Origin of the sequence: Algibacter amylolyticus, from assembly GCF_014202225.1 — a bacterium.
GTDB classification, from domain to species: domain Bacteria; phylum Bacteroidota; class Bacteroidia; order Flavobacteriales; family Flavobacteriaceae; genus Algibacter_B; species Algibacter_B amylolyticus.
In genome coordinates, this window is sequence record NZ_JACHGE010000002.1 from 48,109 (window position 1) to 62,573 (window position 14,465).

The 14,465-nt window shown below is 34.3% G+C and carries 12 protein-coding genes; 5 read left to right on the forward strand and 7 right to left on the reverse strand.

Annotation, left to right across the window (positions count from 1 at the left end):
- Positions 1 to 99 precede the first annotated feature (99 nt).
- Both HNQ90_RS05240 and HNQ90_RS05245 read left to right on the forward strand, forming a co-directional pair.
- The gene (locus HNQ90_RS05240) at positions 100 to 3,216 is read left to right on the forward strand and encodes a SusC/RagA family TonB-linked outer membrane protein (RefSeq protein WP_183822291.1); all 3,117 of its coding nucleotides are present in this window, start codon (positions 100 to 102) and stop codon (positions 3,214 to 3,216) included.
- Between the two features lie 30 nt (positions 3,217 to 3,246).
- The gene (locus tag HNQ90_RS05245) at positions 3,247 to 5,043 is read left to right on the forward strand and encodes a RagB/SusD family nutrient uptake outer membrane protein (protein ID WP_144116836.1); all 1,797 of its coding nucleotides are present in this window, start codon (positions 3,247 to 3,249) and stop codon (positions 5,041 to 5,043) included.
- Between the two features lie 93 nt (positions 5,044 to 5,136).
- On the opposite strand, the gene HNQ90_RS05250 is transcribed toward HNQ90_RS05245, so the two are convergent.
- Positions 5,137 to 5,559 carry a DUF2141 domain-containing protein gene (locus HNQ90_RS05250; RefSeq protein ID WP_144116837.1) on the reverse strand — a complete coding sequence of 141 codons (423 nt, stop codon included), beginning with the start codon at positions 5,557 to 5,559 and terminating at the stop codon, positions 5,137 to 5,139.
- Between the two features lie 323 nt (positions 5,560 to 5,882).
- Between HNQ90_RS05250 and HNQ90_RS05255 the strand changes: the two genes are divergently transcribed.
- Positions 5,883 to 6,689, forward strand: a complete 807-nt coding sequence (locus HNQ90_RS05255; RefSeq protein ID WP_144116838.1) for an alpha/beta hydrolase family protein — start codon at positions 5,883 to 5,885, stop codon at positions 6,687 to 6,689.
- Between the two features lie 72 nt (positions 6,690 to 6,761).
- On the opposite strand, the gene HNQ90_RS05260 is transcribed toward HNQ90_RS05255, so the two are convergent.
- The 6 genes from HNQ90_RS05260 to HNQ90_RS05285 all read right to left on the reverse strand — a co-directional run bounded on the left by HNQ90_RS05260 (position 6,762) and on the right by HNQ90_RS05285 (position 12,812).
- Positions 6,762 to 7,151: a hypothetical protein gene (locus tag HNQ90_RS05260; protein WP_144116839.1), complete on the reverse strand. Its 390-nt coding sequence runs from the start codon at positions 7,149 to 7,151 to the stop codon at positions 6,762 to 6,764.
- A 268-nt stretch (positions 7,152 to 7,419) separates the two neighbouring features.
- Positions 7,420 to 8,751: a DUF58 domain-containing protein gene (locus tag HNQ90_RS05265; RefSeq protein ID WP_144116840.1), complete on the reverse strand. Its 1,332-nt coding sequence runs from the start codon at positions 8,749 to 8,751 to the stop codon at positions 7,420 to 7,422.
- A gap of 71 nt (positions 8,752 to 8,822) precedes the next feature.
- Positions 8,823 to 9,893, reverse strand: a complete 1,071-nt coding sequence (locus HNQ90_RS05270; protein WP_172625887.1) for an AAA family ATPase — start codon at positions 9,891 to 9,893, stop codon at positions 8,823 to 8,825.
- A 2-nt stretch (positions 9,894 to 9,895) separates the two neighbouring features.
- Positions 9,896 to 11,101 (reverse strand): DUF4350 domain-containing protein, encoded by a 1,206-nt coding sequence (locus HNQ90_RS05275; protein WP_144116841.1) that lies wholly within the window; start codon positions 11,099 to 11,101, stop codon positions 9,896 to 9,898.
- Positions 11,101 to 11,826, reverse strand: a complete 726-nt coding sequence (locus tag HNQ90_RS05280) for a hypothetical protein (protein WP_144116842.1) — start codon at positions 11,824 to 11,826, stop codon at positions 11,101 to 11,103. The genes HNQ90_RS05275 and HNQ90_RS05280 overlap by 1 nt, the downstream gene beginning before the upstream one ends.
- The gene (locus HNQ90_RS05285) at positions 11,823 to 12,812 is read right to left on the reverse strand and encodes a stage II sporulation protein M (RefSeq protein WP_144116843.1); all 990 of its coding nucleotides are present in this window, start codon (positions 12,810 to 12,812) and stop codon (positions 11,823 to 11,825) included. Before HNQ90_RS05285 ends, HNQ90_RS05280 begins: the two co-directional genes overlap by 4 nt.
- Positions 12,813 to 12,836: 24 nt before the next feature.
- Between HNQ90_RS05285 and HNQ90_RS05290 the strand changes: the two genes are divergently transcribed.
- Both HNQ90_RS05290 and HNQ90_RS05295 read left to right on the forward strand, forming a co-directional pair.
- Positions 12,837 to 13,556 carry an RDD family protein gene (locus HNQ90_RS05290; RefSeq protein ID WP_144116844.1) on the forward strand — a complete coding sequence of 240 codons (720 nt, stop codon included), beginning with the start codon at positions 12,837 to 12,839 and terminating at the stop codon, positions 13,554 to 13,556.
- Between the two features lie 261 nt (positions 13,557 to 13,817).
- On the forward strand, positions 13,818 to 14,426 hold the full coding sequence (locus tag HNQ90_RS05295; protein WP_144116845.1) for a trimeric intracellular cation channel family protein: 609 nt from the start codon (positions 13,818 to 13,820) through the stop codon (positions 14,424 to 14,426).
- Positions 14,427 to 14,465 lie beyond the last annotated feature (39 nt).

Here is a 14,465-nt window from a genome sequence, read left to right on the forward strand (position 1 = left end):
ACAAATAATATAACATTTAAAAAGAAATTTATGACTAAACTTAATCAGTTAAAACTGAAAATTTTTGCGAGTCTATTTTGGATAATGGGCTTTCTAACAATGAGTGCATCATCAAATATGTATGCTGCTTCTATTGAGCAAAACAAGACCATTACAGGTACCATTGTAAGTGCCGATGATAATATGGGGATTCCTGGTGTAAATGTATTAGTAAAAGGTACAAGCACAGGAGCGGTAACAGATTTTGATGGTAATTATTCTATTGCTGTACCATCAAATGATGCTGTTTTAGTATTCTCATATATAGGATATGTAACTAAAGAAGTTCCGGTAGGTGGCCAATCTACTATTAATGTAACATTAGAATCTGATATTGCTGCTTTAGATGAAGTAGTTGTTGTTGGATATGGTACTCAGAAAAAAGAGACTCTTACCGGTTCTGTAGAACAAGTTAAAGCTGAGGCTTTTGCCGATTTAGCTCAAGGTAGTCCAGCATTAGCGCTTCAAGGTAGAACTCCAGGTTTAACAGTTACACGTTCGTCATCTAGACCAGGAGACGAAGGTGTTAACTTCTTAATTAGGGGAGCGTCTTCTATTAATGGTATCGACCCACTTATTGTTATTGATGGTGTACCTTCGATAAATTCAGATTCTTTTAATAATATGAACCCGAATGATATTGAAAGTATAAGTGTCCTTAAAGGTGGTTCGGCATCGGTATATGGTTCTCGTGCCGCTGGTGGTGTTATTTTAGTAACTACTAAAAAAGGTCGTGGAGATGTTAAAGTTGATATAAGTTCTGTGTTCCGTATGGGAACTATTGGTATTCGTCCTCCATCGCCATCTATGTCAGAATACGGACAACTTTATTTAGCAGCAGTAGATGAGGATATTGCTTCAAGCAAACCTCCTCGTTATTTCTTTTGGAGCGACCGTGCAACTGTACAACGAATTGCTAACGGAGAAGAAGGTATTTATGACTTACCAATTAACGGAAGTGTTTATTTAGGAAACGCTCCTAGATTTGACGAAATGTTTGGTAACTCATACTCTAGCCAACATAATATTAGTGTTTCTGGTGGTACTGAAAACTCTAATTTCCGTATCTCTGCAGGTTACGATCAAAATATTGGAGGTTTACTAGTAGCTGATGATGGTGTAGATAGATATAATTTCTCTTTAAATTATAACGTTGATATTAGCGAAAGATTGAACATTAATACTAATGTAACCTATTTTGATAATATTTATTCTGGTCCTTCAGGCGGTGTAGATAGTGAAGCTATTACTTATGATGCTCCATTGTTCCCTACGTATAATCTTCTTGGACAATACTACGGTAATTTTGGTGGTAATATTGGCGGTGGAAAAAACTCCGTTGCTAATGCCATTGATGGTGGTCGTACAAATGACAAGAACCAACAATTTAAAATAGCAACAATAGCTACTTACAAAATAACTGATGAGTTAAATGTTTCTGGATCTTATGCACTTAGTAAACAACACTCAGAAGATCAGACTTATGAGTTAACCGTGCCGACTTACAACTGGTATGGCGATGTAGCGCCAGGTCAAGTTAATCCTACTTCATTTATTGAAGAAGAAACAGGAACTATTACATATAAAAACTACAAGGCTGCTTTAAACTACAGTAACGCCTTTGGAGACCATAACGTTTCTGGGCTTGTAGCAATTGAAGCTGAGAAAAACACAAGTAATGGTTTAAGAGCAAGAAGAAATGGATTTGTAGACTATGGTGTTTATGATTTAGATTTAGGTGCAACAGACCAACAAATTACTACAGAAGGTGGTGGTAATACTTGGGGCTTCTACGGATATATTGGTCGTGTAAATTACGATTATAAAAGTAAATACTTATTAGAATTACAAGGTAGACGTGATGGATCGTCAAGATTTGCTGAAGGTGCAAAATGGTCTAATTACGGAAGTGTTTCTGCCGGTTGGGTATTAAGCTCTGAAGAGTTTCTACAAGATAGCAAGATTATCTCTTTCCTAAAACTTAGAGGTGGTTATGGTGAATTAGGTAGTACATCTGGAATTGGTAATTTCGGGTACTTATCAACAGTAGGTTTTGGTAACACTGTATTTGGACAAACAGATGCTGGTCAGCAAGTAACTTCTCGTGCAAGTAGTTTATTTAGTAGCACTACAACATGGGAGCGCATTGCAACCAAAGAAATTGGTTTAGACTTTAGAATGTTTAACTCTAAACTATTTGGTTCTTTAGATTTCTTCCAAAAAGATAATAAAGGAATGCTTGTTAGAGGTATAACACCAGACATATTAGGTACTGCTACACCTTTTACTAATATTGGTACATTACAGACTAACGGATGGGAAGTTATGTTAGGTTGGAGAGATCAAATTGATGATTTCGAATATACGGTAAGTGCTAATATAAGTGATACTCGTAATGAAATTACTAAATATGTTGGAGCTCAATCTGTAGTTGCCGGATTAAATGAAGCTTCAGAATCTGAAAATATTTTAGGAAGGCCTATTAACTCGTTATATTTATATGAAACAAACGGCTATTTTGATTCTCAAGCCGAAGTAGATGCATATTACGCAAGCTTGCAGCCAGGTGGTATTTTACCGTCGCAAACATCTAACGATGCCTTACGACCAGGAGATATGAGAGTTGTTGATTCTAGTGGCGATGGCAAGTTAGATGAAGACGATTTAACTTACCAAGGCGATAACGCAGCGCACTATGTATATGGTATAAATTTTGACGTTAAGTATAAAAACTGGGATTTAAGTGCGTTTTTTCAAGGTACTTTAGAGCAGCAAGTATACAGAACTGGATTTTTTGCACAACCTTTCCAAGCGGAATGGCAAAACCAATCTAACACATGGTTAGGTAGAACTTGGACGGAAGAAAACCGTAACGCAGAATTTCCTAGATTAACTACCCAACGTGGATTATCTAAATGGAACTACCAATTTAAGGATCATATCCTTCAAAATAACCGTTACCTAAGACTTAAGTCTTTAGTTATTGGTTATAATATTAAAGGTCTAAAATTAGGAAACACACCAATAAATACGTGTCGCGTTTATTTCTCTGGAAACGATTTATTTGAATTAACCACAGTAAAAGATGGTTACGACCCTGAATTTCAGGCTAACACAAATGCAAGTGCTTATCCGTTTATGCGTACTTGGGCATTGGGCTTAAAATTATCTATTTAAGAAGAACACGAATAATTAAATTCTATACAAATGAAAAAATTAAGATATATAATATTACCGTGTATGATGGTGTTTTTAGCATCATGCGCAGAAGAATTTATAGATTTAACACCTCCAGCTGAAATTACTGATGAAGTTTATTTCACCGAAGCTGAACATTTTAAAGCAGCAACAAATAGGTTTTATCCATATTTATTAGATTGGAAAGATCAAGGTATTTATTCTGATCATGGATCGGATTTGATTGGCTATGATGAGGATAGTGAAATGCAAATTTACAGTAGAGGATTAATTCAAGCTCAAGCGAATGATGATTATTATTCTGACACTTATGAAGCTCTTAGAGATATTAATCTTTTAATTGCTAGAGCAGAAAACTATACTGGTGAAGAAAGTATCGTAGAATACGTAGCTGCCTCTAAGTTCCATAGAGCATGGCAGTATTTCTTTTTAGTACAACGATTTGGGGGTGTTCCATTAATTACAGAACCACTTACTGAAAACTCTGAAGAGCTTTATGCAGCAAGAAATAGTAGATATGAAGTCGTTGCACAAATCATAACAGATTTAGACGATGCAATTGCTGGTTTACCTAGAGAACAAGATATTGCTTCTGATGATAAAGGAAAAATTAGTAAATGGGCTGCTATGGCATTTAAAGCTGATGTTTTGTTACATGAAGCTACATGGATGAAAAACGTTGGTACAACTACAGACGGTGATGGTGTATCTGAAGGAGCAGGAAGCGAAGGCTACGATCCATCTAAAATAGAACCTTATTTACAAGAAGTTGTTACTCTAACTAAAACAGTTATGGACCAAGGCGGTTATGAACTTTGGAATTACAACGATGTTCTTGACAATTTAAGCCACAACTTCTTATTCAATTTAGAAGGTTCAGGTTCTAACCCAGCTGGTTTAGATAAAGCAACTAATAAAGAATTTATCTTTTATAGTAAATTCGATTTTACATTTAGACGAGCAGGAACTTTAGTAAGTCATGTTTACCAAGGTAGAACAAAGCCTAGTAGAAAAATGATGGACATGTTTTTAACTACGTCTGGTTTACCTATTGATAAACCATTAAGTGGATTCGCAGGGTACACTAATCCAGAAGATGAGTTTCAAAACAGAGATTTAAGAATGAGAGCGTATTTTACCAATCATAAATTCTTAGGTGTAATTCCAACTATTAATAACGATCCTGAATTAAGATTAGATGGTACCAACAAATTTGGATATTTTAATTCCAAATTTATGAGCTGGAAATGGGGAACAGATGAGGCTTATAGAGCTACCCAAACTGAGAGTTATGATATGCCACATATTCGCCTTGCAGAAGTATACTTAATGTATGCCGAAGCGTTATATGAGTTAAACGGTGCCATTACTGACGGACAACTTAATGAGTCTATCAATTTAGTGAGGGATAGAGCAGGTTTACCAGCTTTAACCAATGCTTTTGTAGCTGCAAACAACTTAGATATGCTAAACGAGATAAGAAGAGAGCGTACCATTGAATTATATGCAGAAGGAGCAACTCGATTTAACGATCTTAAACGTTGGGGTTTAGCCGAAGCTGAATTGGGTGAAACCATTTTTGGTGCGGTTATAGAAGGTACTGTATACGAGAACAATACTGATATCTATAAGCCCGAAGTTTATGGATATGGAGAAGGCGTAGCAGAAACGGGTGTTGGTGAAAGAAGAGCTGTAATTGTTCAGCCAGCATCAATCCGTAATTTTTCAAGGGATAACTATTTATTCCCTTTGCCAACATCTCAAGTTAATCTAGTTGACGAATTATTACAAAACCCAGGATATTAAGGCAATAAGTAATTAATATTTTTATTTACCAAAACAGCTATAAGTGTAAAACTTATAGCTGTTTTTTTTATATGTATTAAGTATAAATTAAACTTAGAGCATGATGTCCATTTCTAAATCTTCTGTACTAACTTTAAATTTTGCTTTGCTATATGTTGGAGGTCCAAAACTCATTGCATTATTAGATACACCATAAGATTCTTTAGGCATTCCAGTATCTTGAAAATCCATTCTTTTATTTTCGTTTTCGTCGTGTAACGCCATAATAGCATAAGTTCCTGCTTCTACATTATTAAAAGTTACTTTTACTTTACCATCAACTATTTTACTTTCTACCGTTTGAATGCCACGACCTTTCATAAAAGTGGTTTCATTATGCAGCGATAGCATAATAGTTCCGTTATTGTTTTTAATATTTTCAATAATTACGGTAATACTTTTGCCGTTTTTGGTTTCTTGAGCGTTACTAAAAGTTACTGATAATACTAATGCGATGATTAAAGTTAAAGCTTTCATAATATATGGTTTTATTTGTTTTACACTCCAAAGATCTAACATGAAATGAGGTTTTTATAATTGATGTTACCGAACTGTAATTTCTATATGATGAATTGTCATTTTCTATAAAATTGAAGACTTTATTATTGTATTAATGACCTAATTGAACTTTTTAACTGCAAAAAAAATGGTGTCTTTGTAATTGATAATTTGACTTTATTAAAATTTTCAGGTACATTCGTTTTTCATCATTATCGCCACAAAATGTGAAGCTGTTTTAGTGTTAAAACGATTTCATTTCAGCGGAAGCATTAGCATTTTTTAAACTAAGAAAAACAAGAATGAAGCAATTAACAACCATTTTAGTCCTATTTATAATTTTAATTACGTTGTCATCTTTCCGAAGTGAGAACGATAAAACATTTAGTAAATATGAAATGAAAGAGTTTTCATTTCAAGGGCATGCTGCTAAAATTGTATTTCCTAATAAAAAACACGAAGACAATCTCTGGATTTGGAGAGCAAGATTTTGGGGTACAGAACCGCAAGTAGACAAGGCATTGTTAGAAAAAGGGTTTCACTTGGTTTATGTAGATGTGGCCAACTTATTTGGAAACCAAGAAGCAGTAGACTTGTGGGATGATTTTTATGCATTTTGTGTTTCGGAGTATAACCTAAATGAAAAAACTGTTTTAGAAGGGATGAGCCGTGGCGGATTAATAGTTTATAATTGGGCTTCGCAAAACACAGATAAGGTTTTCTGTATTTATGCTGATGCTCCTGTTTGCGATATAAAAAGCTGGCCTGGAGGTATGTTTAAAGGAAAAGGCAATGCTAAAGCTTGGAAAACCTGTTTAAATGCCTATAGTTTAGATACCATTTCGGTTAGGACGTTTAAAAATATTCCAATTAATAATAGTGTACAACTTGCAAAAGCTGGTGTGCCTGTTTTGCATGTGTTTGGTGATATGGATGAAGCCGTACCTTATAAAGAAAATACAGCCTTATTAGCCGAAAAATATAAAGAAGCAGGAGGGCATATTGAATTAATTAAAAAAGAAGGCGTTGGGCATCATCCACACAGTTTAGAAGAACCTAAACCCATTGTGGATTTTATAGTGAAATATGTAGGATATAAAGAAAAATGAGAGGTGTGAGCGTATGTTATTTAAAGCTATATAGCTTTACTATAAAAAATCTTTAAATTACGTTCTGAATGGTTATACACCACTTTCAGCTATAATAACATTTTGGAATGTAGGTGCGTTTTCGGTGATTTTTCCTACGCCTTTTTTGTTGATTTTTAAAATAACATCTTTGGTTGTTGTAAATAAAAGTACAGACGAAAAATGAGTTTTAAGGTAGGGTTTTAAAAAAGTGAAAGCCTCATCTAGCGTAAGTTCACTTTCCTCATCTTCGGTCTCTCGTGATTGGTAACGTAATTTTACTAAAACTTTTAGGCTTTTATCGGAAGACAAAGGTCTAACAAATATGTTTTTTAAGTTAGGTTTACCAATGGTTTTAGCCAAGGTTAATTTGGCAAAACGACCTTCTTGGTAACTTTCTTTTACTTGTTCCCAGAATTCAATAAAGGTTTCTTGATATGGCATAAACTAAGGTTTAATAAAATATTGATTTGAAGCCTCAAAAATAGCATTAATAATTTTAACAGAACTAAGCAAATATGTCTTTAAGCCTATGTTAGAACAGTTGGTTGGCAAATGTGTGCGTTAGGGATTGAAAAGGAAAGCCCACAGCGCTCCCGATTGTTATCGGGAGAGCGAGGACTTGTATTGGAAAGCCCGACCACCTGTCCTGAGCGTAGTCGAAGGGTGTGGTAACCTGCCTGCCGGCAGGCAGGCGCCCATTAATTAAATTTTATAGTAAGCCACGCGCCTTAATTTCTAAATATTTATTAATGGTGTCTATGGTTAAATTTTCAGGTGTGGTTAAAATGGAATAAATACCATATTTTTTTAACTCGGTTACAATAAGGCGTTTTTCGAAGGCAAATTTTTCGGCAATAACCTTATCGTAAACTTGCTCGATAGTTTCGGCTTTGTTGTTTATAAGGTTATTAAGTTCGGTGTTTTTAAAAAATACAACCACTAATAAATGACTTTTTGAAATGGCTTTTAAATAGGGTAGTTGACGCTCTAAACCATCTAAAGTTTCAAAATTGGTGTACATTAAAATAAGACTACGTTGGGTAATATGGCGTTTGATGCTGGCGTATAAACGACTAAAATCGCTTTCAAAAAAATCTGTTTTAACATTATATAGCGCTTCTAGTATGAGTTGCATTTGCGAACTGCGCCTTTCGGCAACTACAACATTTTCAATACGCTTAGAGAACGACAACATACCAGCTTTATCATGCTTTTTTAAAACCACATTGCTCATTACCAAGGTCGCATTAATGGCATAATCTAGAAGACTTAAGCCGTTAAAAGGCATTTTCATAATACGGCCTTTGTCGATAATGGAATAAACGGGTTGCGATTTTTCGTCTTGAAACTGATTTACCATTAGCTGGTTTTTCTTGGCCGTAGCTTTCCAGTTAATGGTACGTAAATCGTCGCCTAAAACGTAATCTTTAATTTGCTCGAACTCCATGGAATGACCAAGTCGGCGTACTTTTTTTAAGCCATATTCTAACGAGTTTTTATTGATGTTTAAAAGCTCGAACTTTTTTAATTGTTTAAAGCTTGGGTAGGTTGGTACCATGGCACCGCTATTAAAAGTGAAGCGTTTAGCCACTAAATTTAAAACTGATGATGCATATACATTTAAATCGCCAAAATAATATTCGCCGCGTTCGGTTGGTTTTAAATGATACTCAATGCTTCTAGTTTTACGAGAAGATACAGATTCTTTAATTTTAAAATCTCTTATTTGAAATTGCTCGGGCACTTCATCTATAACTTCAAGATAAATGGTAAATGGGTAATTGTTAGTGATATCAATATGAATCTGATTTTTATCGCCATTCGAAAATTTATCAGGCAGATTTCTTATGGCATCAATTTTATGTTTACCCATGAAAACAATTAGAAAATCTATGATAAAAAGTAAGATTAAAACTAAAATAGATAGTTGCGCAACATTAAATAAAACTGGAATAAAATAACTTAATGCAAACAAAACCGCAATGGCAATGCCAGCATAGAAAAAACGCGGTTGTATGTAGAAGGGTTTGAAAAGTTTCAAATTTGTTAGTTGTTAGTTGTTAGTTGTTACGTTTGAGTAAGACTGAAAACTGCGACTGCGACTGAACACTATTAACGTGGTATCTCTACCGTTTCAATAATTTGCTTAATAATTTGTTTGCTAGAAACGCCTTCCATTTCGCGCTCTGGAGTTACAATAACTCTATGATGTAAAACAGGTACAGCTGCACGTTTAATATCCTCGGGTGTAACAAAATCTCTGCCGCTCATGGCTGCAAATGCTTTACTCGATTTTAAAATGGCTATGGATGCTCTTGGAGAAGCACCTAAATACAAAAACTGATTGCTTCGTGTGGCTACAATTAGTTGTGCAATGTATTTTAGTAAATGCGTTTCAACTAAAACTTGGGTTACTAAATTTTGATATTCTGTTATTTGCTTAGCCGTTAAAAAGGATTCTATTTTATCGGTTTTAACGCCATCTCTTAAGGCATGCTCGCGCGATAAAATTTCAATTTCCTCTTCTAAATTAGGGTAGTCAACATCTATTTTAAATAAAAATCGATCTAATTGAGCTTCGGGTAATCTGTAAGTACCTTCTTGTTCTATAGGGTTTTGTGTTGCTAAAACCATAAAGGGCGAATCTAATTTAAATTTATTGCCATCAATAGTAATTTGCTGCTCTTCCATAACCTCAAATAAGGCGGCTTGAGTTTTTGCAGGTGCTCTATTAATTTCGTCAATAAGAATCATGTTAGAGAAAATAGGACCCTTTTTAAATTCGAATTCCGAATCTTTAAGATTAAAAACCGAAGTTCCTAATATATCACTTGGCATTAAGTCTGGCGTAAATTGTATTCTGCTAAACCCAACGCTTAAAGACTTTGCTAATAATTTGGCTGTTACCGTTTTTGCAACACCAGGGACCCCTTCAATAAGCGCGTGTCCTTTGGCTAGTAGCGATGCAATAAGCATATCTACCATATCCTTTTGGCCAACTATAATTTTACCCACCTCTAGCTTTATTTTTTCAACACTTTCTTGAAGTTCCGATAAATCTAAGCGGTTTTTAAATGTTAAATCTTCATTAGTGTTCAACGCACTACTATCAATAGACGATAATGCATCTTCTGGCTGAATTGGTGTGTTTTGTGGTTCTAGTTGTTCGTTATTCTCGTCCATAATTATTTGGTGTAAAATGCTTCAATATGTCTGTTGAGCTTTATTAAATTTTCTTCAAAAAACTCATTTTTAGCTCGCATTAAATTAATATAGTTTACTAGCTTTTTAATGTCGTCCAATTTTTTTCCGGTTTTAGCAGCTAGTTTTTCGGCGAATTGCTCGTCTAAAACATCGGTGTTTAAATTTAAATCGTGACGAATTTTTTCTAAAAAGTACGTTATTTTTTTATCGATTAAATTTTTATGGTCTTTAGTGTCAAAGTATAAGTTGGATACTGTTTTAACGAATGCCACTGTTGTGTTTTGCAACGGTTTAACTATTTTAATAATACGCTGTCTGCGTTTCGCGTTAAAAATCATAAATAATATACCAAATACGATAGCCGTAAACCAAGCCCATCTAAAGGATAATTGCTCTAAAAACCAACCCAGATTCGATTCCTGCTCAACATCGCCATCGTAACCTGTTTGTATTTTGGTATACGAGTCAAAATACACATCGTTATCTTGTAAATACGACAGTGCGCCTTCAATATATTGGTAGCGGTCTTCTTTTAAAAGATGATAATTTGTAAATATTTTAGGCTCTAAATGCAAATAAATAGTGCCATCTCCAAAGGGCACCTGTAAAAAGTTAGGGTGCTTGTAATCTATTTTAGAATATCCTAACACGGAGTGATTTATAGAATCGAAATCAGAAAAATATTGGTCGCTTACATTTCTATCGAGCGTTATCTCCGGTATGTTTAAATGTTTTAATGATAAAACTGAAATACTATCGGTTTCATTGTCAATGTATTTAACACTAACCTCTAGTGTGTCATGAAGTTTTTGAGGAAAGTAATAGTCCGAAAGAAATAGGGTGTTACCGGCATCAACAAAACTTAGTAACTCATCAATAGAATCGTCTTCTAAATAATCAGAATTTCCAATAATAATATAATTTCCTTGCGCTACATGTTCGCCATAGCCATCTTCAGAATTGGCACTTAAGTAACTCGATGGTTGGTGGTAAACCGTTCTTACTTTATAATCCTTAAATAATTCAGGGAGTTCCTTATAAAGTACGCTAACACCGTAAGGTTTGTTGCTTTTTTCATCAAAAGACTCTTCCCAATCCACCACTTTGGTGCGTTTTACACCAATAACAATCGATGCTGTAATAACTAGCAACACAAGAATAAGTATAACAGGCAGTATCTTTTTCATTAATTTACCTGTTTTAAAAAGTTAGAAAAATTCCCTTTAGCCTTATTATATTTGTCTAGGTTTAGCGGGAATTCGCCATACCAAATGTAATTGTACAAATACGAGGTGTACTCAAAATCTTTACTAAAGGGTTGGTTGCTTACCTCGTTTAAATATTCGTTGTTGGTTTTATCGTCCTCAAATTTTATATGGTTTTTTAGGCTTAGTGTTTTTAAAACCAATAGGTAATAATATCGAATAGCTAGTCGGTAATCCTTATCGTTTTCAGCATTTTTAATTAAGGTGTTAATATCGGCGTTTTCAATATTTTCGGCTGTTATTTCGTTGTATGTGTTAATGGCTTTATTTCGGTTTGATGTAAATAAACCTGTACCTCCTTCGTTAAGTAAAATGTAAACTAAAAATACCACAGCAAGCGTAATGGCTATGTAAAACAACCAAGAAAGCGGCCCCAGATTTAAGCTAAAAGCATCTGTGTTATTTTGTTCTTCTCTTTTTACGTCCCCGTTTTTATAATCTTCATACTCACCAGAGCCCGTTGGTGTTTTCGAGACCACTTCATCACCTTCGTAATTATATTTGCTGCTGTTGTAACGGGATTTAAAGTCGTCATCAAAAGTTCTAATATGTTCTGGCGTTTGCGTAGGGTTTAATCCAAACGATACCTGAAAAATACAAGTTGTAAGACATAGTAAAATTAAGATATGTAGGTGTTTTGTTTTCAAATATGAGACAGACTTAAATTTGGGGTTTTAGTAATTTGTTTTTGTATTTTAAACGGATAAATTAAATAGTAATAACTAATAATACTAAGCGTAATTAAAATAATAGCAACCGATAACCAATGCGGCATAATGTTAGAGTATCGGGTAATAAATCCCTCTAAAAAACCAGCAGCAAAAGTAAAAGGAAAGGTGCTAATTAAAATTTTAATACCAGTTTTTGCACCCAGTTTAAAAGAAGTGTATCTAGAATGTGTTGCCGGAAACAAAATGCTTGCACCTAAAATTAAACCCGCTGCACACTCAATTACTATAGCAAAAATTTCCATGGCGCCATGTATCCATATACCTCGAACACTTTCCCAAAATACACCTTTATCGTAAAAGAAATATTGGAAAGAGCCTAACATAATACAGTTTTTAAACATAATATAAAGGGTGCCAATGCCTAAAAATACACCTAAAACAAAGGCGATAATACCAACTCTTAAATTGTTTATGGTTATGCCAATAAAACTGCCCCAATTACTCCCACTTTTATAAACCGCTACAGGGTCGCCGGCTTCAATATTTTCTAACGACATATTTACATAGTTGTCGCCCAAAACTGAGCGCACAAATTCCCCATCGTTAGCTGCCGATATAGCTCCAATAAAGGTAAATACAGAAAAAATAATAAAAGCGATGTAAATAAATTTTCGGTATTGGTAGCAAATTAAGGGCACCTCGGTTTTCCAAAACTCAATAATTCTATTGGTATCTGTACTTTTTGTTTTGTAAATTTTCTGGTAAGCGTTTGCCGATAGCTGATTTAAATACGCAATAACCTTACTTTTAGGGTAGTAGGTTTGTGCGTAAGCCAAATCGTTAATAACATGAATGTATTGCGAAGCCAATTCATCGGGATTATCAAAATCATTATTAACGATTGCTTTTTCAAAACTCAACCATTTTTCCTTATTTTGCTTGATAAATGCAACTTCTCTCATATATTTGATAAATTAAAATATAAAATGTCAGAGTTACAAATTAACACGACTCAAAATGTAAAAATAACGTTCAATGCCGCAGGAGCTGGCGAGCGTTTATTGGCTTTTATTATAGATATGGCTATTAAAATTGGCTATATGTTAGTTTTAAATTGGACTTTTGGAGCCTTCGATAATATGGATCAATGGTCGCAAATAGCCATAAATACAGTGCTTAGCTTCCCTGTAATGCTCTATACTTTGGTGTTAGAGTCTGTTTTACAAGGGCAAACCATTGGCAAACGCATATTAAAAATAAGAGTTGTAAAAATAGATGGATATCAAGCCTCATTTTCAGATTATGTGGTGCGTTGGTTTTTTAGAATTGTCGATGTTTATATTTTCGGACTCGGTTTTTTCGTTATGCTATTTAATAAAAAAGCCCAACGTATTGGCGATATGGCTGCCGGAACAGCGGTAATAGCATTAAAAAACAATGTAAATATTAGTCATACTATTCTCGAAAATTTAAAAGATAATTACAAGCCTACGTACCCTAACGTAATTAAATTGTCCGATAACGACGCCCGAATAATAAAAGAAACCTTTCAGGTGGCCCGAGTTGCTCGCGATTATCAAACGCTAATTAAATTACGTCAAAAAATTATAGAAGTAGTAGGTATAAAAACTGTAATCCAGAGCAACGACGTAGAGTTTATCGATGTTATTTTAAAGGATTATAATTTCTATACTCAGAGTATGTAGTTAGTAAACCACTTTTTATTTTTAAAAAAGTGTCCGAATCACACATCCCGAGCATAGTCTCCGGATCTAATATTAAGAAAACTAAATTCATTTTTAGGGCGTTACCACAAGGGTCGGGCTTTTCGGTAGTCGCTTTTTTGTGTTGCATATGTGCAACAACACAAAAAGAGCTTCAACAAAAATGCCTCAATCCCTAACGCAAACAGTAACTATAATTAATATTTTTAAGTAGAAATAAAATTTTACATCCAATACAAATAAATGTTTTACACCATAGATATTTTAGGAACAATAGCTTTTGCTATTTCGGGCGTGTTAATAGCTATTAATAAGCGTATGGACTTATTTGGTATTCTTATTATTGCCTTTGTTACGGCAGTAGGAGGTGGTACATTACGCGATTTGCTCATTGGAAATACACCCGTTGGTTGGATGAAAGACATTACATATACTTATGTTATTTTAGGGTCTTCGGTGTTTGCTATTTTGTTAAGAAGTAAGATTAATTATTTAAGAACCTCCCTGTTTTTGTTTGATACTATTGGTATTGGTTTATATACTGTTGTGGGTATAGAAAAAGGCCTTAACGCAGAGTTACACCCTATAATATGTATTGCTTTAGGTACCATGACAGCTAGTTTTGGAGGTGTAATTCGCGATATACTTTGTAATGAAATACCCGTAATTTTTAGAAAGGAAATTTATGCCACAGCCTGTATTTTGGGAGGTGTTACGTATTTTGCGTTGCGCGAATTTCCAATACAGTACAATTATGTTTTTGTTATTGCAGGAATTGTAGTTATAGTAACAAGGCTGCTAGCCGTTAAATTTAAAATAGCATTGCCTAGAATTTATTCTGATAAAGTGTGATTGTTTAGTAGTGCTTTTAGCAAAATTAATTAACAAATG